The sequence below is a fragment of the Paenibacillus xanthanilyticus genome (assembly GCF_042682185.1).
In the GTDB taxonomy this organism is placed as follows: Bacteria; Bacillota; Bacilli; order Paenibacillales; family Paenibacillaceae; genus Paenibacillus_Z; species Paenibacillus_Z xanthanilyticus.
In genome coordinates this window covers 1,815,607-1,838,722 of record NZ_JBHUHA010000001.1, presented here as the reverse complement: position 1 = coordinate 1,838,722, position 23,116 = coordinate 1,815,607, and the positions used below count along the sequence as shown (strand labels likewise).

The 23,116-nt window shown below is 53.8% G+C and carries 20 protein-coding genes and 1 pseudogene; all 21 read left to right on the top strand.

Going from position 1 to position 23,116, the window contains the following annotated elements; all coding sequences use genetic code 11:
- The first annotated feature begins 18 nt into the window (after nucleotides 1–18).
- The 21 genes and pseudogenes from ACFSKT_RS07450 to ACFSKT_RS07350 all read left to right on the top strand — a co-directional run bounded on the left by ACFSKT_RS07450 (nucleotide 19) and on the right by ACFSKT_RS07350 (nucleotide 22,825).
- Entirely contained in the window at nucleotides 19–1,701 is a 1,683-nt protein-coding gene (locus tag ACFSKT_RS07450; RefSeq protein ID WP_377722133.1) for a chemotaxis protein CheB, read from the top strand.
- A 45-nt stretch (nucleotides 1,702–1,746) separates the two neighbouring features.
- Complete coding sequence (locus ACFSKT_RS07445; protein WP_377722132.1) at nucleotides 1,747–3,840, top strand: chemotaxis protein CheW; 2,094 nt, start codon at nucleotides 1,747–1,749, stop codon at nucleotides 3,838–3,840.
- 14 nt (nucleotides 3,841–3,854) lie between these two features.
- Nucleotides 3,855–4,284: pseudogene (locus ACFSKT_RS07440) on the top strand (chemotaxis protein CheW).
- Between the two features lie 3 nt (nucleotides 4,285–4,287).
- Complete coding sequence (locus ACFSKT_RS07435; protein ID WP_377722131.1) at nucleotides 4,288–4,911, top strand: chemotaxis protein CheC; 624 nt, start codon at nucleotides 4,288–4,290, stop codon at nucleotides 4,909–4,911.
- Nucleotides 4,908–5,402, top strand: a complete 495-nt coding sequence (locus tag ACFSKT_RS07430) for a chemotaxis protein CheD (RefSeq protein ID WP_377722130.1) — start codon at nucleotides 4,908–4,910, stop codon at nucleotides 5,400–5,402. The genes ACFSKT_RS07435 and ACFSKT_RS07430 overlap by 4 nt, the downstream gene beginning before the upstream one ends.
- A gap of 3 nt (nucleotides 5,403–5,405) precedes the next feature.
- On the top strand, nucleotides 5,406–5,843 hold the full coding sequence (locus tag ACFSKT_RS07425; protein ID WP_377722129.1) for a hypothetical protein: 438 nt from the start codon (nucleotides 5,406–5,408) through the stop codon (nucleotides 5,841–5,843).
- A 4-nt stretch (nucleotides 5,844–5,847) separates the two neighbouring features.
- Complete coding sequence (locus tag ACFSKT_RS07420; RefSeq protein WP_148928130.1) at nucleotides 5,848–6,633, top strand: FliA/WhiG family RNA polymerase sigma factor; 786 nt, start codon at nucleotides 5,848–5,850, stop codon at nucleotides 6,631–6,633.
- 21 nt (nucleotides 6,634–6,654) lie between these two features.
- A complete protein-coding gene (locus ACFSKT_RS07415; protein WP_377722128.1) occupies nucleotides 6,655–8,058 on the top strand; it encodes a DUF342 domain-containing protein in 1,404 nt (467 codons plus the stop codon).
- Nucleotides 8,059–8,106: 48 nt separating this feature from the next.
- The gene (locus ACFSKT_RS07410) at nucleotides 8,107–8,445 is read left to right on the top strand and encodes a hypothetical protein (protein ID WP_377722127.1); all 339 of its coding nucleotides are present in this window, start codon (nucleotides 8,107–8,109) and stop codon (nucleotides 8,443–8,445) included.
- Nucleotides 8,446–8,475: 30 nt separating this feature from the next.
- Nucleotides 8,476–9,054, top strand: a complete 579-nt coding sequence (locus ACFSKT_RS07405) for a hypothetical protein (RefSeq protein ID WP_377722126.1) — start codon at nucleotides 8,476–8,478, stop codon at nucleotides 9,052–9,054.
- On the top strand, nucleotides 9,051–9,704 hold the full coding sequence (locus tag ACFSKT_RS07400) for a hypothetical protein (RefSeq protein ID WP_377722125.1): 654 nt from the start codon (nucleotides 9,051–9,053) through the stop codon (nucleotides 9,702–9,704). The genes ACFSKT_RS07405 and ACFSKT_RS07400 overlap by 4 nt, the downstream gene beginning before the upstream one ends.
- A gap of 181 nt (nucleotides 9,705–9,885) precedes the next feature.
- Entirely contained in the window at nucleotides 9,886–10,584 is a 699-nt protein-coding gene (rpsB, locus tag ACFSKT_RS07395; protein ID WP_148928125.1) for a 30S ribosomal protein S2, read from the top strand.
- A gap of 106 nt (nucleotides 10,585–10,690) precedes the next feature.
- A complete protein-coding gene (gene tsf / locus ACFSKT_RS07390) occupies nucleotides 10,691–11,341 on the top strand; it encodes a translation elongation factor Ts (protein WP_377500242.1) in 651 nt (216 codons plus the stop codon).
- A 101-nt stretch (nucleotides 11,342–11,442) separates the two neighbouring features.
- On the top strand, nucleotides 11,443–12,168 hold the full coding sequence (gene pyrH / locus ACFSKT_RS07385; protein ID WP_377722124.1) for a UMP kinase: 726 nt from the start codon (nucleotides 11,443–11,445) through the stop codon (nucleotides 12,166–12,168).
- A gap of 3 nt (nucleotides 12,169–12,171) precedes the next feature.
- On the top strand, nucleotides 12,172–12,726 hold the full coding sequence (gene frr / locus ACFSKT_RS07380) for a ribosome recycling factor (protein ID WP_377722123.1): 555 nt from the start codon (nucleotides 12,172–12,174) through the stop codon (nucleotides 12,724–12,726).
- Between the two features lie 77 nt (nucleotides 12,727–12,803).
- Nucleotides 12,804–13,571, top strand: coding sequence for an isoprenyl transferase (locus tag ACFSKT_RS07375; RefSeq protein ID WP_377722122.1), 768 nt, complete (start codon nucleotides 12,804–12,806; stop codon nucleotides 13,569–13,571).
- A 32-nt stretch (nucleotides 13,572–13,603) separates the two neighbouring features.
- Nucleotides 13,604–14,398: a phosphatidate cytidylyltransferase gene (locus ACFSKT_RS07370; protein WP_377722121.1), complete on the top strand. Its 795-nt coding sequence runs from the start codon at nucleotides 13,604–13,606 to the stop codon at nucleotides 14,396–14,398.
- A gap of 21 nt (nucleotides 14,399–14,419) precedes the next feature.
- Nucleotides 14,420–15,559 carry a 1-deoxy-D-xylulose-5-phosphate reductoisomerase gene (locus tag ACFSKT_RS07365; protein ID WP_377722120.1) on the top strand — a complete coding sequence of 380 codons (1,140 nt, stop codon included), beginning with the start codon at nucleotides 14,420–14,422 and terminating at the stop codon, nucleotides 15,557–15,559.
- 78 nt (nucleotides 15,560–15,637) lie between these two features.
- Nucleotides 15,638–16,924: an RIP metalloprotease RseP gene (gene rseP / locus ACFSKT_RS07360; RefSeq protein WP_377722119.1), complete on the top strand. Its 1,287-nt coding sequence runs from the start codon at nucleotides 15,638–15,640 to the stop codon at nucleotides 16,922–16,924.
- A gap of 7 nt (nucleotides 16,925–16,931) precedes the next feature.
- Complete coding sequence (proS, locus tag ACFSKT_RS07355; RefSeq protein WP_377722118.1) at nucleotides 16,932–18,380, top strand: proline--tRNA ligase; 1,449 nt, start codon at nucleotides 16,932–16,934, stop codon at nucleotides 18,378–18,380.
- Nucleotides 18,381–18,493: 113 nt separating this feature from the next.
- Entirely contained in the window at nucleotides 18,494–22,825 is a 4,332-nt protein-coding gene (locus tag ACFSKT_RS07350; protein WP_377722117.1) for a PolC-type DNA polymerase III, read from the top strand.
- Nucleotides 22,826–23,116: the final 291 nt, after the last annotated feature.

Below are 23,116 nucleotides of genomic sequence, written 5' to 3'. Positions count from 1 at the left end.
TTTGAGGAGTGGAAGCCCATGGCTCTATATCGTGTTCTTGTCGCGGATGACTCCGCGTTTATGCGGAAAATTATTAGCGATATGATTAACGCTGATAAGCAGTTCGAGATTGTAGCTACGGCTTCCAACGGACGCCAAGCGGTCGATGCGACCGTTCTGATGAAGCCGGACGTCATTATGATGGACTTGGAAATGCCCGAGATGAACGGTTTGGAAGCCTTGGTTCAGGTGATGCGCAAAAGACCGACGCCGACGGTTATGATGTCGAGCACGAGCGATGACGGGACGAGAATGACGATCCAGGCGCTGCAATACGGCGCTTTCGACTTTATTCGCAAACCCGCCGGGCCAACATCGCCGGATATTAAAACCGTAGGGGACCAAATGCTGGAGAAGCTGCGCATTGCGGTGGAATCGAACGTCGCCGCCTCCATTGCCGCAACCGATGCGGAAGACGAAGCACGGCCGGATTCAACTGGGGACGAAGCGCAAACAGCGGAGCCGGCAAGGAAGCGGCAGACTGCCGAATGGCAGGAGTGGCAGGCCGCGATGGCCGCGCAAATGCAATCAGACGAGGCGGAGATTATCAAGGACAAACCAGTGACGGCGGAGCTTACCGCGAAGAAATCGACGCCAGCGTTACCCGTTGAAGAGGAGCAGCCCGTGCATGCACAACGGAAGGACACGGTGCTTCCGCCTAAGACGCAAAGGCCGCCTGAGATCCCGGCTGTCCGTGAACTTGCGCCGCTTTCACAGTCGAGAACGTTCGAACCCGAGAAACCTCGCCGTGCCGCGGTGCCGCCGCTTGAGCACAAACCGGTTCCTTCACAGCCGGCGCCGGAAACGGCTGTTACGCCGCCGAAACCGGAGCCTAAGAAGGCATTGGAGCCGCCGAAACCTGCCGCAAGCGCTCCGGCGGCGGCCATCAAGCCAGAACCGAAACCGGCGCCTCGACCCGCTGTTTCATCGCAGGTTCCGACGGCGAAACCATCGGCGAAGCCCGAAGTCAAGCCGGAGGTGAAGCCTGCTGCGGCAAGCACGAGCAAGCCAATACCGATAGCGGCTGATTTGATGGATGAACCGATTGCGCCAAGAGTAAAGAAACAAACGGCCAAACAAACCAATTTCCGACATTTGGTCGCGATCGGCACTTCTACCGGCGGGCCTAGGGCGCTGCACGAAGTCATTACCGCGCTGCCGGAGAATTTACCCGCACCCGTGCTGGTCGTGCAGCACATGCCGCCGAAGTTTACGCATTCCCTCGCCCAACGGCTGGATTCGTTCAGCGCCTTGCAGGTGACGGAAGCGGTAAACAACGAGCGCGTATATGCGGGCGTGGTATACATCGCCCCAGGCGGGCTGCATATGGAGCTAGCCAAGGACGGCCAAGGCTATTACATCCGATTGACGGAGCAACCGCCGCGAGGTGGTCATCGGCCTTCGGTTGACGTCATGTTCGAATCCTGCGCGCCTTTCACCGAGCTTCAACGACATTCTGTCATCATGACGGGCATGGGCAGCGATGGCGCCAAAGGGATGAAAACGCTGATGGAAAGCGGTGGCAAAACCGCCATTGCGGAGTCCGAAGAAACATGCGTCGTATACGGAATGCCGAGATCCGCCGTTGAGAACGGCGCGGCCAAGACGGTCGTTCCGCTCGGACGGATTGCCGGCGCGATCGTGGATGCGGTTATGAAATAGCAATCGGACAGGTTTAGATTCATACCAAACAGGAGGTGCCAGGCAATGGATATGAACGCATACTTATCGATGTTTATTGATGAGTCCAACGATCATTTGCAGTCGCTTAACGAGAATTTGCTTCGTCTGGAGAGCGACCCGGAAGATTTGAGTATTGTCCAGATTATTTTTCGATCCGCCCATACGTTGAAGGGTATGTCGGCAACAATGGGCTTCGAAGATTTGGCCGCGCTTACCCATGAAATGGAGAATGTGCTGGATCTTGTGCGCAACAATAAGATCAAAATGGACAGCTTCATTTTCGATACACTGTTCAAAGGATTGGATGCGCTTGAAAACATGGTACAGGACGTCATCGGCGGCGGTACCGGCAAACTGGACGTTACCACAATCGTAACGGCACTGAAGTCGATCGTGAAGGGCGATTACAAAACCGATTCCCCGGAATCTGCGAATGCCCAAACTGCGCCATCGGCAAACGCCGAAGCAACCGAAGCTGCGAACGACGCGGCCGTGCTGCTTGATGAATACCAAACGTCGGTATTAATGCAGTCGATCGACTCGGGTCTTTCGGTTTACCACGTGGTTGTTAACGTAAGCGAAGGCTGTATTCTGAAAGCAGCTCGGGCTTACATGGTATTCGACTTCCTGGAGCGGGCAGGCGAAATTATTAAATCGCATCCAAGCGTGCAGGACATCGAGCAGGAGAAATTCGAGCGTTCGTTTACGGTGTTTATGATATCTTCGTCCAACACGGATGATATCCGCAAAGGCATTTTGTCGGTATCGGAAATCGAGACCGCCGATGTGACCCAGCTCAATCGCGAATCCCTAAGCCAACTCGGCCGTCGCGCTGCCGACACGCCTGCCGCGGTTCCAGCACAAGAAACGCAGGCAGTTTCGGAAACCCCTTCAGCTGGTGCTGCGCCTGCCGTTAAGACAGAAGCACCTAAGGAAGATAAGCCGCGTCCGGCAGCGGCGGCGCCGGTCAATCGCACGATCCGCGTGGATATCGAGCGTCTCGATGCCTTGATGAACTTGTTCAGCGAGCTGCTGATCGACCGTGTCCGGTTGGAACAGCTGGCGACGGAAATCCATCGTGCCGATTTGACCGAGACGGTCGAGCATATGGCCCGCGTAAGCGGCGACCTGCAGAATATCGTGCTCAAACTGCGCATGGTTCCCGTGGAATCCGTCTTCAACCGCTTCCCGCGGATGGTACGGGATATCGCAAAGTCGCTGGACAAAAAAATCGATCTCGTCATTACGGGCGCCGAGACGGAGCTCGATCGAACGGTTATCGACGAGATTGGCGATCCCCTCGTGCATTTGCTTCGCAATTCCTGCGATCACGGCATCGAATCGATCGCCTCGCGCGTTGCGGCAGGCAAGCCGGAGACCGGAACCGTCCATCTTCGCGCGTTCCATAGCGGCAATAACGTATTTATCGAGATCGAGGACGACGGCAATGGCATTAACCGCGAGCGCGTCAAGCAGATCGCCATCAAGAACGGCGTCGTAACGCCGGAAGAGGCGAAACGCCTGACCGACAACGAAATCAACATGCTGATTTTCGCGCCGGGATTTAGCACCGCTGAGAAAATTTCGGATCTATCCGGACGCGGCGTCGGCTTGGACGTCGTCAAGTCCAAAATCTCGTCGCTCGGCGGTAACGTCAGCGTCACTTCGCAAGAGGGGAAAGGTTCTATTTTCTCCATTCAATTGCCACTGACACTTTCGATTATTTCAGCTATGCTTGTGAAGCTTGGTGCTGAGAAATACGCGATCCCGCTTTCGTCGATCGTGGAGACGGGCATCATTCGCAAGGAGCAAATTCGCTCCGTGCACAAATCGTTCATGATGGAATTCCGCGGCTCGGTCATTCCGGTCATTTCGCTGAGCAAGATCCTCGAATGCACATCATGGACCGAGAACGGCGAAGACGAGACAGAGATCGTCGTGATTCGCAAAGGCGAGAAATTGGTCGCCATACTGGTAGACGAATTTATCGGTCAAAGCGATATCGTCTTGAAGTCGCTCGGCAACTATTTAACGAATATCGATGCCATTTCAGGCGCGACCATTCTTGGCGACGGACAAGTCGCTTTGATCATCGATCCGAATGCGCTAATTAAATAAGGGAGGGATTACGTATGGGCGAAGAATTAAAAGTAATCGTGTTTGGTCTCGGCGAGGAAGAGTATGGCATTGAGGTTGAGAAAGTTAGAACCATCGAACGCATGATGCCGATCACACGCGTTCCGAAGGTGCCTTCCTTCATCAAAGGGGTTATCAATCTGCGCGGTGTCGTGCTGCCGGTAATCGACCTCGACGGAGAACTCCCGGATTATTATCGTTGGCGTCGGTGACGTGGAAATCGGCTTTATCGTGGATTCCGCTAATGATGTTATCGACATCGACAGCGACAACATTGAGACTCCTCCAGAAATTGTCGGTGGCATTCGGGCGAAATACCTTCGCGGCGTGGCCAAGATTGGCGAGAATCGCCTGCTGATCATGCTCAATCTGGCAGAAGTGCTCAAACAGAAAGAGATCGATCAGATCCTAGAAATTGAGGGGTAAACCGTGACCAACCCACTATCGAAGCTGGAAGCATTCAAACTGGACGTTCTCAAGGAAGTCGGCAACATTGGAGCAGGACATGCAGCAACGGCCTTGTCGCTTCTACTGGACAAGCCGGTGGATATGAACGTTCCGACAGTCAGTCTTGTCCCGTTCGAGGAGGTTGCGGATAAAGTCGGCGGTGCCGAACAGGTCGTCATTGCCGTCTATCTGCGCGTCGAAGGCGACGCGCCGGGTCACATGTTCTTCCTGATCCAGGAAGATTCCGCCCGCAAGATGCTCCGCAACTTGCTTGCCATCGATCACCGGGAAGAGATCGGCTATACCGAGATGGAATTTTCCGCATTGTCCGAGATCGGCAACATTTTGGCGGGATCCTACCTCTCGTCTTTGGCTGATTTCACGCAGCTTTCCATGGGGCCTACCGTTCCGTCCGTTGCCATCGATATGGCAGGGGCCGTATTGAGCTACGGATTGATGCTGTATGGCGAGATGGGGGATTCTGCCCTGCTCATCGATACCAAATTTTTAGAAGGTCATGAAGCGGTCGAAGGCTTTTTCTTCCTCATTCCTGACCCGGAATCATTCGATAAAATATTCAGCGCCCTGGGAGTGCCGACCGAATGAACCAAGACATCATGGTGAAAGTAGGCATGGCGGATTTAAACATTGCGCTCGGCGGACAAGTACTGAAGACAACTGGGCTCGGTTCATGCGTCGGGCTTACGCTCTTCGATGAGAAAAGCAAGGTTGCCGGCATGGCGCATGTGATGCTGCCATCCTCTGACATCGCCAGGGAGTCCACCTTGAATATCGCGAAATATGCAGATACCGCCATTCCCGAACTAATCGAGCGGATGAAGCAGGCTGGCGCGATGACCGGAAGATTGAAGGCCAAGATGGCCGGCGGGGCGCAAATGTTCGCTTTCTCTTCCCAAAGCGATACGATGCGCATTGGACCGCGTAACGTCGAATCGTGCAAAGCGGCTTTGAGCAAGCTTTCCATCCCTTTGATTGCCGAAGATACGGGCGGGAATTTCGGAAGAACGATTGAATTTAGCAGCGCAACCGGAATACTTGTTATTCGCAGCGTTCAGTTTGGCGCAAAGGAGATTTAATTCATGATTGGGACATGGCGCTGGAATGCCGCCCTCGGCATGCTCGGCGGGTTGCTCACCATGCTGGCCTCGATGGGCAGTAACGGACTTCTCATATCGGCAGTGCGCTGCGTGTATGCGTTTGTGGCATTTTTCGTGCTCGGTTTTCTATTCCGTGCGGCACTTGCCCTTATCCTAAGCCAGCCAGCGACCAGCAGCGAGACGATTCTGACCGATAATCTTGAAGATGAGAGCAAAGGTCGCCGTGTCGATTACGCAACACCTGATGAAAGCGACGAGCTTTCCGACTTGCTCCGCGAGCAGATGAACGGAAAGCAGCCTTCGGTTAACTCGGAGGAACAACCGGTATTCAAACCGTTGCAGCCAGAGAAATTAGTGTCGACCCAAAACCGGGACCCAGAAGAACTAGCCAAAGCTATACGTCACTTGACAGGAGAGTGAGACGATGATTGAGCCGAAAACGCCTCATCTGTCCAATATTGAAATTTGGCAGAAATGGAAAGAAGACGGGGACATAGAAGCGAAAAAGCGGCTGATCGAGGATTACTTGTCTTTAGTTGACTACGTAACCAACCGGATGGCGATCGGACTGCCCAAAAACGTATCTAAAGACGACTTGGCAAGCAATGGCGTTATGGGGCTAATCGATGCAATCGAGAAATTCGACTACCGTCGCGGACTGCAATTCGAGACCTATGCGTCTTGGCGGATTCGCGGCGCCATCATCGACGGCCTGCGGCAAGGCGACTGGGTGCCAAGATCGGTGAGAGAAAAGGCGAAGCGGATCGAAGAAGCGTATCAAAAGCTGGAGCAGACGTACATGCGTACCGTATCGGACAGCGAAATCAGCAACTATTTGAACGTCAGCGAGAAAGAATTCCAGAACATGCTTCAGGAAATCGCCGTGACGACCGTTTGCTCGTTGGAGGATCCGATTCGCGAAGAGGAATCGGAGACGAGATTGTCGCTCCTCGTTGACGAGAAAGCAAAAAATCCGGAGCACAAAGTGCATGAGTTTTATTTAAAGGATTCGCTCGTCCGCGGCATCGAGAAGCTGACGGAGAAAGAACGCACGGTCGTATCGTTGTTTTACTATGAGGAGCTTTCGCTGAGCGAAATTGCGGAAGTCATGAATTTGTCACCGTCCCGCATCTCGCAATTGCATTCAAAGGCGATCCTGCGCTTGCGCGGAGCACTCGACAAACAGAAAGACCAACTTATGCAGCACTAAAACGCAAAGGGAGAGTGTGTCATGTCAGCTCCGGAAACAATGGAATCATTGGCCGTGATTTCGATCTCGCATGATAAGCTGACGGCTACGCTTCAACTGCTGGCGACAGAAGACACCATTGCATTTACTTCCGCAGATTGGGCAGCTTTTTTGAATGGGAAAGGGGTCAAGCACGGCATTGATCAACAGCTGATCGACAACTTGTCGGCGAGTCCGAAATCGTTCATGAACAAGCAGGTCGTTATCGCGCAGGGCGAGCCAGCGATTGCGGGTACTGATGGATATATCCAGTATTCTTATGACATGATGGACAACCAGCAACGACCCGCGGAGATGGAAGATGGCAGCGTGGATTTCAAAGAAATTACGCAGCTGAAGAACGTCAAGCGCGGTCAGTTGATCGCCGAGAAAATCCCGGCGACGCCCGGCGTGAACGGCAAGCTGGTTACAGGTGAAGAAGCGATCTGCCGGAACGGGAAGGAAGCGTTCTTCAAGATCGGTAAAAACGTCGTGCTCAGCCAGGATCAAACCGCGCTGTATTCCGCTATCGATGGACTAATCACGATGACGGACAAGAATAAAATCAATGTCTTTCCGGTTTATGAAGTGAATGGGGATGTGGATTATAAAGTCGGCAACATTGACTTTGTCGGCACAGTCGTCATCCGCGGGAACGTACTGACAGGCTTTAGGGTCCGCGCGGCCGGAGATATTCGGGTCGTCGGCGGCGTCGAAGGGGCGGAGCTGGAATCCGATGGATCGATCGAGATCACCGGCGGCATTCTGATGCATAATAAAGGCCATGTCAAAGCGGGTAAGAACGTGAAAAGCGCGTTCATTCAGGATGCGATCGTAACAGCGGGTGAAGACGTGCTCGTGACGCAGAGCATCATGCATTCGCAAGTTCGGGCGGGTAGGAGCGTTGTTTGCGGCGGGGCGAAAGGATTGATCGTGGGTGGAACCATTCAAGCCGGCGATTCGGTCATTGCCAGAACGTACGGTAACACGATGTTCACGCCGACATCAATCGAAGTCGGGGTCAGGCCGGAACTTCGCGAAGAATTGACGGAGCTTCGCGCCCATCTGAAAGAGACGACCGCTAACTTGGATAAAACCGATAAAGCATTGACGCTGCTTGACCAGATGGCTGCGGCAGGACATCTTGCGCCGGACAAACTCGCGCTTCGGATTAAGCTAACCGCTACCAAACGGCAAGCCGTGGACGATATTGCCCATACGAAGGATAGGATTCTCGAGATCGAACGATCGCTGGAAGACACGATGCTCGCTAAGGTCGATGTCATTCATACCATTTACGGTGGTTCCAAGATCGTCATCGGGCGCTACACCCGATTTATCAAAGATCCAGCGCAGCGCGTAAGTTTTCGTTACTCCGAAGGCGACGTCGCGATGCTACCTCTATGATTCCGCACTTATAAATCAGTATTCGCCAAATGACCAGGGGGGAAGCTTATGCCTTACCGGTCCATTGATTTTCAAGTTTCCGTACCGAAAGTAACGGATCAAAGCATTACGCAGCAGCATGCGATTCATAAAGCGCATGCCGAACAAACCAAGCTGGAAACCGATATGGTCAAACATACGGAACACCTGCGCGGTAAGAATACAGCCGTGGAAAGCGGCGGTCATGCGCATATTAACGATCATCGTTTGAAGGAAGACACCGATTCTAAACGCAAAGGCAGACGTAAAGCGACCTTGGCGAGCGACGAAGAAGAAAAAAATGCGGAAGTCGCACCTAAAGGGAGTAAACATCCCTACAAAGGAAAGCATATCGACATAAGCTTCTAGTCGCATCTTTTAGAAAATGCAGGTGATGAAATGAACCAACCTTGGCTTTATATTGTTCTCCTCGGCGGGGTGATCATTGTCATCGGCATGATGATGCCCCGCAAGACGCGGGAACCAGATTCGCAAGGAGAAGCGTCCGTGCACGGCATGGAGGCGGCGCTCGAGCAGTTTATGGAGAATATGGAAGAAGAAAACCGACAAATGGTGGAGCTGATCGCGAAGTCGCGTAAAGAAGCGCAGGCGAATGCGAAATCCTACGACGAACGGATCAAGCAGCTGGAGATGCGCTGCGCGGAGCTGGAGCATCAATTGAGCAAGCAAACCTTATCGGCTGCTCCTGTTCCGTATCCATACATAACGGATAAGCTTACATACGCTGAACATGCGGCGCTGCACCAAACGCCTCCTCCAGCAGCGGAGCCGATTGTAGAACCCGAACCGGCCGAACCCGAAGAAGATACGTCAATCCGGGGACGATATCCCGAGTTGTTCGACCTGTACCAAAGCGGGAAATCCGTCGAAACGATATCCAAGAAACTCGGCATGAATAAAGGAGAAGTGCAGCTTATTTTGCAGCTGGCCAAGCAGGAAGAGGTGACGAACGCATGAGTAAACGTTCGTTTCTGACCGGTCTAGGGTCGGGGGTTGTCATAGGCGCCGTTCTGCTCCAATTGTTTTTGATCGGCCAAGGCCAGCATAGTGGCAGCGCCGATCCCCTCGCGGCAGGAGATACATATACGCAAGAAGAAGTCGATCTCATGCTTGAAGACGAGCGTGCTAAAGTCAAAGCCGAAATCGTGGAGCAGGAGAAAGCCGCCGCCGACGCTCAAAAGAAAGCGGGCACTCCACAGACGCCTGATAAGACGACGCCTGCAGCGGGACAGAATACCGCAGGGCAACAGCCGGCTGCTGGAACAGGCACCACCGACAACGCGGGGACCGCAGGCCAGAAGCAATCGGCATCGCCTATCTATGAAGGGGCGAATGGACGAACCATTATCCGGATTTTGCCGGGCAAAGGCGTCCAAGATGCGGCCAATTTGCTGTTCGAAAGCAAAGTTATCACAGACAAGAAAGCGCTGCTAACGCTAATGAAAGGTAAAACGGTGCGAGCAGGCTATTTTGGCTTCACGGGCAATCTGACGCTTAAGCAAGTGCGCAATATACTGACAAGTACGCCCATCCCAGTAAAGCAAGCGGAGGCCGAAATCGCGGCCCGCAAGGCGAATGCTGCGGCGAAAACGGCTACCAATAGTTAAGATTCGTCAAGTTACGCATGTCTAGGTTGCATGGGCTACCCAGATATGTTATAGTAATTCTCGGTGTTAAAAACGCACGTCGATTAATTTCGTCAAGGGTGCTTCGGCTCGGCCGGAGTTTTGACGGAAGATGAGATCAGACGGAGGATAACACAAAAACCAAACCCAGGAGGTGTTGAAGATGGCAGTTATCTCCATGAAACAGCTTCTCGAAGCTGGGGTACACTTCGGTCACCAGACTCGTCGTTGGAACCCAAAGATGGATCGCTATATCTTCACAGAACGTAACGGCATTTACATTATCGACCTGCAAAAAACAGTTAAGAAAGTCGAAGAGGCTTACAACTTCGTTCGCTCGGTAGCGGAAGAAGGCGGCACGATCCTTTTCGTCGGCACGAAAAAACAAGCACAAGATTCGGTTAAAGAAGAAGCAGAGCGTTGCGGCAACTTCTACATTAACCAACGTTGGCTCGGCGGCACGCTGACTAACTTCCAAACGATCCAAAAACGTATCGATCGTCTGAAAACCCTCGAGAAGTGGGAAGAGGACGGCACGTTCAACGTACTGCCTAAGAAAGAGGTTATCATTCTCCGCAAAGAGAAAGATCGTCTCGAGAAATTCCTCGGCGGTATCAAAGGCATGAAAGGTCTGCCAAGCGCGCTGTTCATCATCGACCCGCGTAAAGAGCGCATCGCGGTTGCGGAAGCTCGCAAACTCGGGATCCCTATCGTAGGTATCGTCGACACGAACTGCGATCCGGACGAGATCGACTATGTTATCCCAGGCAACGACGATGCAATCCGTGCCGTTAAGCTTCTCACGGCGAAGATGGCTGACGCTATCGTTGAAGCAAACCAAGGCGAGCAAACGACGGCTTAAGTCGTTTATTCATAGGACAGCAAGAAAGGGTGGTCAGAAGCTGTTAAGCCTCTCACCGCCCTTTTTTTGAACGTAAACTTACGAACCCTTCAGGAGGTCTATTGCTATGGCAGTTAATGCGAGTGCAGTTAAAGAATTGCGTGAAAAAACGGGCGCAGGTATGCTCGATTGCAAGAAAGCGCTGGAAGAGGCGAACGGTGATCTGACGAGAGCGGCTGAAATTCTGCGCGAGAAAGGTCTTGCGGCAGCAGCTAACAAAGCAGGTCGCGTAGCGACTGAAGGCGTCGTTGAATCCTACATACATGCTGGCGGACGGATCGGCGTTCTGGTTGAAATCAACTGCGAAACCGACTTCGTTGCCAAAACCGATCAATTCCGCGAATTCGCGCGCGACATCGCGATGCAAATCGCGGCAGCTAACCCTAAATTCGTTGGCCGCGAAGAAGTTTCCCAAGAAGAACTGGACAAAGAGCGCGAGATTCTGACGGCACAAGCCCTCAACGAAGGCAAGCCAGAGAAAATCGTCGAGAAAATGGTAGAAGGCCGCCTTTCGAAATACTACGAGGAGTTCTGTCTCCTTGAGCAAAACTTCATCAAAGATCCGGACAAAACAATTTCGACGCTGCTGAAAGAAAAAATCAGCACGATCGGCGAAAACATCTCGATCCGTCGTTTCGTTCGTTACGAGCTGGGCGAAGGTCTGGAGAAAAAAGAAGACAACTTCGTTGCCGAAGTAATGTCCCAAGCAAAACTGTAAATCCGAACGCACTAGGCGGGGCGGGGCGTTCGCCCCGCCTTTATTTTTTAGCAATATAAATCTAGCACCGGACCCGATGGTTCGAATTGGAGGTAAAAAAGTTGCAAAATCCCGTGTATAAACGTATTGTGCTCAAGGTAAGCGGCGAATCGCTAAGCGGCGATATCGGTTATGGTATTGAAGCATCCGTTATTTCGTCGATTGCCGAGCAAGTGAAGGAAGTCGTGGCCTTGAATGTCGAAGTTGCGATTGTCGTCGGTGGCGGGAACATTTGGCGTGGAATCGCAGGAACGGCCAAAGGCATCGATCGTGCGACTGCCGACTACATGGGAATGCTTGCGACCGTAATGAACTCGCTGGCGCTTCAGGATGCGCTGGAATCGATTGACGTGCCGACGCGCGTGCAGACTTCGATTGCCATGCAGCAGATCGCAGAGCCTTATATTCGTCGCCGGGCGATTCGCCATTTGGAGAAAGGCCGTGTCGTGATCTTCGCAGCCGGAACGGGTAATCCTTATTTCTCGACGGATACGACGGCAGCGCTTCGCGCCGCAGAGATCGAAGCGGATGTCATTCTGATGGCGAAGAACAAAGTAGACGGCGTCTACTCGGCAGATCCGTTCAAAGACGCAACGGCTGAGAAGTTCGAGACGTTGACTTACCTGGATGTGCTGAACCGCAATCTGGGCGTCATGGACTCCACGTCCACATCGCTTTGCATGGATAACAACATCCCGCTCGTCGTGTTCTCGATTACGGAGCAGGGCAACATCAAACGCGTCGTCCTCGGAGAGAAAATCGGTACAATCGTGAAAGGAAGTGTGTAAGTCGTGCCACAAACAATCAAGAAAAACGCGGAAGAACGTATGGAAAAAGCGATCGGCGCGCTGAAACGCGATTTGGCAACCCTTCGGGCAGGACGCGCGACGCCTGCGCTGCTTGACCGCGTGCAAGTTGAATATTACGGGTCGATGACGCCGGTCAATCAATTGGCGAACATCAATACGCCGGACACCCGTACATTGATGATCCAGCCATGGGATAAATCGTCCGTGTCGGCGATCGAGAAAGCGATCATGAAGTCGGACTTGGGCTTGACGCCATCGAACGACGGCGCGAGCATCCGCCTTACGATACCGGCGCTGACCGAGGAGCGCCGCGCTGAGCTCGTGAAGCTGACGAAGAAGTTCGGGGAAGAGGCGAAAGTCGCAATCCGCAACATTCGCCGCGATGCGAACGACGATATTAAGAAGCTGGAGAAAGGCGAGATTTCGGAAGACGAATCGCGCCGTCATCAAGACGACATCCAAAAATCGACGGATAAATTCACGGCGGAAGTCGATAAGGTATTGGCTGCTAAAGAGAAAGAAATCATGGAAGTATAATCCAAACTCACCGGCCCCTCCGATAGGTGGGGTTTGTTGCATCCAAAGAATACAAAGAGGTGGGGGGGGAGGTAGCAATGTTCCAGATATTAAAGTCGAAATTTGCCAAATCTCCTGATGACATGTCGACCGAAGCGCTCGATGCCGATAACATTCCGCAGCACATCGCCATTATTATGGACGGCAATGGCCGATGGGCGAAAAATCGTGGTCTGCCAAGAATTGCGGGTCATCACTCCGGGATGAAGACCGTCAAGCGGATTACGATGGAAGCGGATCGGCTTGGCGTCAAATATTTAACCTTATACGCCTTCTCGACGGAGAACTGGAAGAGACCGAAAGCCGAAGTGGAATTCCTGATGAAATTACCGCAGGAATTTTTGTCTATCGAATTGGGGGAACTGATCGAGAAGAACGTGCAAGTGCGCATGATGGGGCATAAAGAAGACTTGCCGCCGCATACGCTCGCGGCCGTGGAAGAAGCGATCGTGCAGACTGCGGGCAATACGGGGCTCGTGCTCAATTTTGCGTTGAATTACGGCAGCCGCAAAGAAATGATGGAAGCGGTACGCCGGATTGGGCAGGACGTGCGCGAGGGGAAGCTGTCGCCGGATGAATTGAACGAATCGCATTTCGAGCAATACTTGCTGTCGAGCGATATACCGGATCCGGACCTGCTCATTCGGACGAGCGGCGAGCTCCGAATCAGCAACTTTATGCTCTGGCAGTTGGCGTACAGCGAACTGTGGTTCACGAATGTTTTCTGGCCGGAATTTTCGGAAGCTCATTTTAACGAGGCTATACGTGAATATCAGCGTAGGGCGCGCCGTTATGGCGGATTGTAATCCGCGGCGGCTTACTGGAGCGTGACATCGAGTTGAAACAACGAATTATTACCGGCGTTATCGCCGGCAGTTTTTTTATCGCGCTGACGATAATGGGCGGCTGGTTCTTCTATGGCTTGCTGCTATTGCTGGCTATTATTGGCTATGGCGAATTTGTGCGGATGAATCGGTTGTCATGGACAAATCCGGCTTCCTTGCTCGGATTTTCCGGCGTACTCGCCTACATGCTGCCTTGGCAGGAATGGTCGATCGGCGAGCCTTCCGGTCAATTCATATCGTGGCTCTTGATGTTTGGTTTATTGAGCATTACCGTGTTTACCAAGAATCAAGTCAAGCTTGACGAAGCCGCGCTGCTCCTATTGGGGGCCATGTACGTTGGTATCGGGTTTCAGGCCATGAATGAAGTGCGCAATGCGAATGAACACGGTCTTTTGGCGACGATCGTCGCGTTCTGCGCAATCTGGTCTTCCGATATCGGGGCGTACTTTTTCGGGAAAGCGTTCGGCAAGCATAAGCTATGGCCGGCGATCAGTCCGAATAAAACAATCGAAGGTTCGCTGGGTGGCGTCTTGCTTTCATTAGCGGTCGCGCTGTTGTTCGCGGTGATTTATCCGGATACGATCGGCTTCGCCGACGCGTTCTGGATCGGTATTCTGGCCGCGGTTGCCGGTCAGCTCGGTGATCTGATTCAATCCGCCTACAAACGGGTGCGCGGCATTAAAGACTCCGGCGCGCTGCTTCCGGGCCATGGCGGCGTGTTGGACCGGTGCGACAGCTGGATCATCGTGTTCCCGCTGCTGCTGATGACCGGTCTGCTGCCGTTTTAAGAGAAGGATAGGTGTGCATCGATGAAAAAAATAACGATTCTCGGCTCGACAGGTTCAATCGGCACGCAAACGTTGGACGTCGTGTCGAACGACCCGGAGCTTTATGAGATCGAAGGTTTGGCCGCGGGAGCGAACGTCAGTCTGCTGGTCGAACAAGCCCATAAATTCCGGCCGAAGACCGTCTGTCTAGCTACGAAAGCGTTGGCGGACGAAGCTTCTCTGCACCTGCCGAAGGGGACGCGAGTCGTCTATGGCGAGGAGGGGCTCGTGGAAGTGGCCGCGGCTAGCGATGCTGACACGGTTGTAACGGCTATTATGGGCAGCCGGGGCTTGAATGCGACGTTAGCCGCCATTGAATCGGGGAAGCAAATCGGACTTGCCAACAAAGAAACGCTCGTAACGGCAGGGCACTTGGTCATGTCTCAAGCCGCAAGGAAAGGCGTATCGATCCTGCCGATCGATAGCGAGCATTCCGCGATTTTTCAATGTTTGAACGGAGAGAATCGCGCGGATATGAAGCGAATTACGCTGACGGCATCCGGCGGCTCCTTCCGGGACAAAACGAGGGATCAACTGGTCGGCGTAACGGTGGAACAAGCGCTCAATCACCCGAACTGGTCGATGGGGGCTAAGATCACGATCGACTCGGCGACGATGGCGAACAAAGGACTCGAAGTTATCGAAGCCCATTGGCTGTTCGGCGTGTCCTATGACCAAATCGGGGTTCTGATTCATCCGGAGAGCATCATCCATTCGTATGTGGAGTTCGTCGACAATAGCGTCGTCGCTCAGCTCGGCATGCCGGATATGCGCGTTCCGATTCAATACGCCCTTACATATCCCGATCGTCGCGCGACGCCTACCGAAGCGCTCGATTTGGCCAAGATCGGCAAACTGCATTTTCGCGAGATGGACTTTCATCGTTACCCGTGCCTGCGCATGGCCTTCGAGAGCGGACGCATGGGACAATCGGCGCCGACGGTGTTCAACGCGGCGAACGAAGTTGCCGTGGACCGGTTCTTGAAGGGAGAAATTGCCTTCTTGGATATCGAGCGCGTGATCGAGACCGTACTGGAGAAACATCAAGTGACGGACCTTCCGGACGTGGAAGCCATCACGGCCATGGACGCATGGGCAAGGAGAGAAGCGGGGGCGGTCTGAAGGACCGGTTCTCTTGTATCGGACGGGAGAATAATGATAATCTAAGTACAGGCCGTTGCGAACAGGAGGCTCGAAACGATGCACATGATACAGGTCGTCTTTATGACCGTGCTGGTATTCTTCGTCATTGTGACCATCCATGAGTGGGGGCACTATTATTTTGCGAAGCGCGCGGGCATTTTGGTTAGAGAATTCGCCATTGGTTTCGGACCGAAGCTGTTTTCGATCAAACGCGGCGAAACCCGCTATACGCTTAGACTCGTGCCAGCCGGCGGATTCGTCCGTATGGCCGGCGAAGATCCGGAATTGGTGGAAATTCAGCCCGGTCAGACCGTTGCCGTTCGAATCGCGGCCAACAATGTGACCCGTTTTTATTTGGATCGCCTTGACGAGCGAACGAACGTCATACGGGGCGAAGTCGAGACGATCGACTTGGAAGACCGGTTGAAAGTAACGTTGAACGCCGATGGCGTTAGCGAAGTGTATAACGTTCATCCACAGGCGGTTCTTATCGCCAAGGGCAGAGAGACCCAGATTGCTCCTCGCGACCGGCAATTCGGCAGCAAGTCGGTAGGCGCGCGTGCCTTGGCGATCGTGGCCGGTCCGGTCATGAACTTTATTTTGGCGTTCGTGCTGTTCTTCGCGTTCTTCCAAATGGCCGGCGTGCCGTTGGAAACGCCGAAGCATCTGTTTATCGGCGAGATCATCGCAGGCAAGCCGGCCGACAAGTCGGGCCTTGCCACAGGCGACATCATTGTCGCGATCAATGGCGAGACGATCGGCACGGATCAAGACAAGATGATCGCGCTGATCAGCAAATCGCCGAGCAAGCCGATTACGTTCACCGTAACGCGGGACGAGAAGAAACTGGATATCAAAATGACGCCAGAACCCGATCCCGATACCGGAGAGGGCAAGGTCGGCATACGTGCGGCGTCGTTCTTTGAAACCCGGCCCGCCGGATTTATCGAATCGTTCTCGCTAGCCGGTCAAGATATGAAGAATTGGACCATTATGATCTTCGATGGCTTCAAGAAGCTCATCCTGGGCCAATTCAAGATGGACGATCTGGGCGGTCCTGTCCGTACCGCGCAAGTGACGGGACAGATTGCGCAACAAGGCATCGAGCAGTTGACCAAGTGGACCGCCGTGCTTAGTCTCTACTTGGGCATATTCAATTTGCTGCCTATTCCCGCATTGGATGGAAGCCGGTTGCTGTTCCTCGGGCTTGAAGGCGTCCGCGGCAGGCCGATTGACCCGAACCGGGAGAGCATGGTCCACTTTATTGGCTTCGCGCTGCTCATGCTGCTGATGGTGGCCGTAACGTATAATGATATATTGCGATTGGTAAGAGGGGAGCAGTAGAGCGTTTATGTCGAAAGAGAAGCAGTTTGTGACGGAGATTACGCCTCAGGGCGAGGATTTCTCCAGATGGTATATAGACGTAATTAAGAAAGCGGAGTTGATGGATTACTCTCCGGTTCGGGGCTGTATCGTGTTCCGTCCGGAGGGCTTCGCCCTTTGGGAGAATATCCAAAGCGACCTTGACCGCCGTTTTAAAGAAACGGGCCACCGTAATGCCTATTTCCCGCTCTTCATTCCGGAGAGCTTCTTCCAGAAGGAGAAGGAGCACGTCGAAGGCTTTAACCCCGAGCTGCCATGGGTAACCGAGGCGGGCGGCGAGAAGCTGGAGGAGCGTCTGGCGATTCGTCCGACGTCGGAGACGATCATCGGACACATGTACTCCAAGTGGATTCAGTCGTACCGCGATCTGCCGGTGCTGATCAACCAATGGGCGAACGTAGTCCGTTGGGAGAAGCGTACGCTGCCGTTCCTTCGCACGAGTGAATTCCTGTGGCAAGAAGGCCACACGGCGCACGAGACGGAAGAGGAAGCGCGCCAAGAAACCATGCAAATGCTGAATACGTACAAGGAATTCGCGGAAGAGGTACTCGCAATTCCGGTCATCGTTGGGCAAAAAACGCCATCGGAGCGTTTTGCCGGCGCGGTGGATACGTATTCGATCGAAGCGATGATGAAAGACGGGCGCGCGGTTCAAGCCGGCACGTCGCATTATCTGGGCGATAAATTCGCGGTTGCGTTCGATATCAAATATTTGGACCGCAACAATACGCTTCAATACTGCCATACAACTTCGTGGGGCGTATCGACACGTCTAATCGGAGCGCTGATCATGGTGCATGGCGATGACCGCGGCCTTGCGCTGCCGCCGAAGATAGCTCCGACGCAGGTCGTCATGATTCCAATCGGCCCGCCGAAGACGCGGGAGCAAGTCGTCGGCCGCGTAGACGAGCTGTTCGCGCAGTTGAAGAAAGCGGGCGTCCGCGTCAAAGTAGACGATCGCAGCGATGTAAGTCCAGGCTGGAAATTCAACGAGTACGAAATGCGCGGCGTGCCGATCCGTCTCGAACTCGGCCCTCGCGATATGGAAAATGGACAAGCCGTCCTCGTGTCGCGGATTTCCGGCGAGAAGCGCATCATCAAGCAGGATCAATTGCTGGAAGAAGTGCAGCGCATGCTGGACGAAATCCACGCGGACATGTATAATCGAGCCTTACAGTTCCGTTCCGAGCACTTCTATTCGGTCGAGACGCTCGACGAGATGAAGTCGTTGCTGGAAGAGAAGCGCGGATTCTCGCTCGCGGGCTGGTGCGGTTCCGACGCTTGCGAGAAGCAAGTGAAGGAAGAGACAGGCGCGACGAGCCGCAACATCCCATTCGAGCCGGCCGAGAAGAAGACGAAGTGTCTGTGCTGCGGCGAAGAAGCCCAGCATACCGTCGTTTTCGCGCGCGCGTATTAATCTAGCCGTATCGTAACCTTTTCATATTGATCGACACTCCCCTACAAGTTGCAGAAGCGCTGTTCGTCATCACGACCGCTTGTAGGGGATTATTTATTTGGGGAGGAAGTAGGGTGAGCCATACCGGGGACAAGCGGCAGCGATTCGAACTGCTTATGAAGCAGGCGGAGCTGTCGCCGCAATTATCGGCCGAACATTTTGGCGACGGGTATATTGATAAAGTCATCGTAAGCCGCAGCAACCGGGAGTGGACGTTTTGCATTCGCAAAGCGTCTTTGGTGCCTTTGCCGGCATTTAGTTTGTTTTGCCGCAGCGTACAAGCGAAATTCGCGCATATTGCGGAAATTCATATCGTGTTCGCCTACGACGAGGATCTGCATACGGATACGATCGTGCGCGAATATTGGCCTGCGTTCGTGGAGTGGGTGCAGAAGAACAACGCATCCGTCAACGGCTGGCTGAGTAAGGCGCAGATCGAAGTGGAAGGCGGGCTCGTGACGCTTCATTTGATGGACGAGATTAGCTTGGAGCTTGCGCGCAAGAAGCGGATCGACGAAATGGCGGTTCAATTTTTCGAACGGCAGTTCGAACGGACGCCGAAAATGAAGCTGACCGTAGGCAAAGTCAACAATGAGCATATCGAGCAGTTTATCCAGAAGCGGCAGCAGGAAGAACGCGAAGTCATCGAGGCCATGATGAACAGCGTGCCGGTCGAGGAAGCACCGCCGCTTGACGAAGGCGAAGTGCCGCTCGTCGTGGGGTATGACATCAAAGAACCACCGGTGCCGATCATGAACATTCTCGAGGAAGAGAAGAAGATTACGGTCCAAGGGACGATCTTCGGCCTCGAAGTGAAAGAATTGCGCAACGGCAGCACGCTGTTCACATTCAACTTGACCGACTTCTCGGATTCAATCGCGATGAAGATGTTCGCCAAGACGAAGGAAGACGTCAAGGTTCTCAGCAATCTGGCCAACGGCAAATGGGTGAAGGCGCGCGGCCGCGTCGAATACGACCGGTTTATGATGGAGCCGGAGCTCGTCATGATGCCTTCCGATCTGCACGAGGTCAAAGCACCTTCCGAGCCGATCGATGACGCCGCGGAAAAGCGCGTCGAGTTTCATTTGCATACGACAATGAGCACGATGGATGCCGTCACGCCGGTAGACGTCTATATTAAGCAGGCGGCGAAGTGGGGGCATAAGGCGATCGCGATTTCGGACCATAGCAACATTCAATGCTTCCCGGAAGCGGCGAAGGCGGGTAAGAAGAACGGAATCAAGGTGCTATTCGGCCTCGAAGCGAATGTCGTGAATGATGCGGTGCCGATGGTGCTGAATTCGCGGGATGAAGTGATGCAGACGGCGACGTACGTCGTATTCGATATCGAGACGACCGGTCTGTCGGTCATCAACAACAAAATCATCGAGCTCGCCGGCGTCAAGATGCGAGAGGGCAAGGAGATCGATCGTTTCTCGACGTTCATCGATCCCCATGAGGACATCCCGTACCACATCCAGCAGCTGACCAATATTACGAATGAAATGGTGCAAGGCGCCCCCGAGCTCGAACCAAAACTGCGAGAATTCATCGAATTCGTCGGGGATTCGGTGCTCGTCGCGCATAATGCGAGGTTCGATATGGGCTTCATTCAAGCGGCGTGCAAGTCGTTCGGAATGCCGGAGGTAACCAATCCCGTACTCGACACGCTCGAGCTGGCCCGTTTCCTCCATCCGACAATGAAGAACCACCGGCTGAATACGCTGGCGGACAAATACAAGATTAGCCTGGAGAACCATCACCGCGCCATCGACGACTCGATTGCACTAGGCGGGGTCATGTTCGGCTTGATCGGCGATGCCGTCGCACGTAATATTACGAATCTTCATATGCTCAACGATTACGTGGGTCTCGATATTTCGAACTCCCGGCCTTTTCACTGCGGTATCTATGCGCTTAACGCGGTCGGCAAGAAGAATTTATTCAAGCTCATCTCCATGTCGCATACGGAATATTTCAAGCGCGTTCCTTGTATCCCCAAGAGCAAGCTGACCGAGATGCGAGAAGGATTGCTTATTATCTCGGGCTGCGAGAAGGGCGAGTTTTTCGAGACGGTGTTAAACAAAACGATGGAAGAAGCTGAGGACGTCGCGGAATTTTACGACGTGCTGGAGATCCAACCGGTCGGCTTTTATATGCACTTGGTCGACAAGGGCCTCGTCGGCAGCCGCTCGGAGATCGAACAGGCGCTTCGCCGCGTGTGCGAGATCGGCGACAAGCTGAACAAGCCGGTCATCGCGACGGGCAACGTCCATTATTTGCGGCCGCGCGAGAAAATGTTCCGCGATATTACGATCCATGGTATCACGGGCTTCAGCCCGCTTAAGGACCAGAACAAGCCGGATGCGCATTTCCGTACGACGAAGGAGATGCTCGGCGAATTTGCGTTCTTGGGCGAATCCCGCGCGCATGAAGTTGTCATTAAGAACACCAACGAGCTGGCGGACCGGTTCGAGACCTATGACATGTTCCCGTCGACCGGTGGTCCTACCGATAATGGTCTGTTCAGTCCGATCATCGACGGAGCGGAAGAAGAGATCCGCAATACTTGCTATGAGACGGCCAAACGATTGTACGGCGAGCCGATTCCGGAAGTCGTCGTCGCGCGCTTGGAGAAAGAGCTCGTGCCGATCATCAAGTACGGATTCTCCGCGAACTATTTGATTTCCGAGCGGCTCGTGAAGAAATCCAATCAAGACGGCTATCTCGTCGGATCCCGGGGATCTGTCGGATCTTCGGTCGTCGCGACGTTCCTCGGGATTTCCGAGGTTAATCCGCTTCCTGCGCACTACCAGTGTTTGAACGGAGAATGCAAGTACAGCGAATGGTTCCTGGATGGCAGCTACCCATCGGGCTTCGACCTGCCGGACAAAATTTGCCCGAACTGCGGAAGACCGCTTAAAGGAGAAGGACAGGACATTCCGTTTGAGACCTTCCTCGGCTTTAAGGGCGACAAGGTTCCCGATATCGACTTGAATTTCTCCGGTGAATACCAGCCGACGGCGCATAACTATACGAAAGTGCTGTTCGGGCCGAAGAACGTGTTCCGCGCAGGAACGATCGGCACGGTCGCGGAGAAGACGGCTTATGGTTTTGCCAAGAAATACGAGGAGCATACCGGCAAGAAGTGGCGCGGTGCGGAGCTGAACCGGCTGGCAGCGGGCTGTACAGGGGTCAAGCGGAGCACGGGTCAGCATCCCGGCGGCATCGTCGTCGTCCCGGATTATATCGAGGTGGACGATATAACGCCCGTCCAGTTCCCGGCGGATGACGTCAACGCGGAGTGGAAAACGACCCACTTCGACTATCACGCCTTCGACTCGAACCTGCTGAAGCTCGATATTCTCGGACACGACGATCCGACGATGATGCGGATGCTGCAGGACTTGACGGGCGTCGATCCGACGACGATTCCGATGAACGATCCCAAGGTAATGAGCCTATTTAGCTCGACGGATGCGCTTGGCGTTCAACCGAGTCAAATTCGCACCCCGGTCGCGACTTACGGCGTACCGGAGATGGGCACCAAGTTCGTGCGACAGATGCTTGAGGAAACCAAGCCGTCGTCCTTTGCCGACTTGCTTCAGATTTCGGGTCTGTCTCACGGGACGGGCGTATGGCTGGGCAATGCGCAAGAACTGATCAAGAACAAAACGTGCACCATTAAGACCGTAATCGGCTGCCGCGACGACATCATGTTGTTCCTGATCTATAAAGCGGGCATGGACGCTTCGCTGGCCTTCAAAATTACGGAGAGTGTGCGGAAGGGCAAAGGGTTGACGCCGGAGTGGATCGAGGAAATGAAGCGGTGCAAAGTGCCGCAGTGGTATATCGATTCCTGTTTGAAGATTGAATACATGTTCCCCAAAGCGCACGCCGCCGCATACGTGATCTCGGCCGTGCGCACGGCCTACTTCAAACTTTATTATCCGATTGAATTTTATGCGACTTACTTCTCCGTTCGCGCGGACGATTTCGATTTGGAATTGCTTTGCCAAGGATACGATGCGATTTTGCGCCGATTGACAGAGATCGAGGCGAAGGGCTTCAATGCCACGCCGAAGGAGAAAAACAGCGTGTCTCAGCTCGAAATGTCGCTTGAGATGACCGCTAGGGGCTTCAGCTTCAAGCCGGTGGATCTGTACCGCTCGGACGCGACCCGCTTCATCGTCGACGGCAATTCGCTCATTCCGCCGTTCGGCGCAATCGCCGGCATCGGCGAGAACGCGGCGCGCAATATCGCGGCCTCGCGCGAGCATGGCGAGTTCTTGTCCATCGAGGATTTCCAGCAGAAATCGAAAGCCACGAAAACCATCGTGGAAGTGCTGACGGGGATGGGCTGTTTCCGCGGCTTGCCGGAGTCGAACCAGCTGTCGCTGTTCTAGGCTGCCTGGCCGCGCACGGTTGTCACCACAACATGGTTATGCTATACTCGTTATGGTAATGCTGATGATACGTTCTTTTTCGCAGAAGAGTGGGGAAACCCACTCTTTACGTTTTGTCCGCGACTTTTTTCGAACTACAAGCCTGAATAAGTTGTCGCGGGGCAAGGGCGAACATCCGCATCGGTTCAAGAAATCCAGCCGTTGCCGCTATGCATGGACAAGGCGCATGCCGCAAGCGAAGGGGATGCGATTGTATATAAGCCTGTCGGCGGGCACGACGTTTGTCCGATG

Excerpts from the sequence above, each read along its gene's own strand:
- ACFSKT_RS07445 (WP_377722132.1), top strand. The coding sequence starts at position 1,747 with ATGGATATGAACGCATACTTATCGATGTTTATTGATGAGTCCAACGAT.
- rseP (WP_377722119.1), top strand. The coding sequence starts at position 15,638 with ATGCACATGATACAGGTCGTCTTTATGACCGTGCTGGTATTCTTCGTC.
- ACFSKT_RS07415 (WP_377722128.1), top strand. The coding sequence starts at position 6,655 with ATGTCAGCTCCGGAAACAATGGAATCATTGGCCGTGATTTCGATCTCG.
- rpsB (WP_148928125.1), top strand. The coding sequence starts at position 9,886 with ATGGCAGTTATCTCCATGAAACAGCTTCTCGAAGCTGGGGTACACTTC.
- ACFSKT_RS07420 (WP_148928130.1), top strand. The coding sequence starts at position 5,848 with ATGATTGAGCCGAAAACGCCTCATCTGTCCAATATTGAAATTTGGCAG.
- proS (WP_377722118.1), top strand. The coding sequence starts at position 16,932 with ATGTCGAAAGAGAAGCAGTTTGTGACGGAGATTACGCCTCAGGGCGAG.
- ACFSKT_RS07430 (WP_377722130.1), top strand. The coding sequence starts at position 4,908 with ATGAACCAAGACATCATGGTGAAAGTAGGCATGGCGGATTTAAACATT.
- ACFSKT_RS07405 (WP_377722126.1), top strand. The coding sequence starts at position 8,476 with ATGAACCAACCTTGGCTTTATATTGTTCTCCTCGGCGGGGTGATCATT.
- tsf (WP_377500242.1), top strand. The coding sequence starts at position 10,691 with ATGGCAGTTAATGCGAGTGCAGTTAAAGAATTGCGTGAAAAAACGGGC.
- ACFSKT_RS07365 (WP_377722120.1), top strand. The coding sequence starts at position 14,420 with ATGAAAAAAATAACGATTCTCGGCTCGACAGGTTCAATCGGCACGCAA.
- ACFSKT_RS07410 (WP_377722127.1), top strand. The coding sequence starts at position 8,107 with ATGCCTTACCGGTCCATTGATTTTCAAGTTTCCGTACCGAAAGTAACG.
- ACFSKT_RS07425 (WP_377722129.1), top strand. The coding sequence starts at position 5,406 with ATGATTGGGACATGGCGCTGGAATGCCGCCCTCGGCATGCTCGGCGGG.
- ACFSKT_RS07375 (WP_377722122.1), top strand. The coding sequence starts at position 12,804 with ATGTTCCAGATATTAAAGTCGAAATTTGCCAAATCTCCTGATGACATG.
- ACFSKT_RS07450 (WP_377722133.1), top strand. The coding sequence starts at position 19 with ATGGCTCTATATCGTGTTCTTGTCGCGGATGACTCCGCGTTTATGCGG.
- ACFSKT_RS07400 (WP_377722125.1), top strand. The coding sequence starts at position 9,051 with ATGAGTAAACGTTCGTTTCTGACCGGTCTAGGGTCGGGGGTTGTCATA.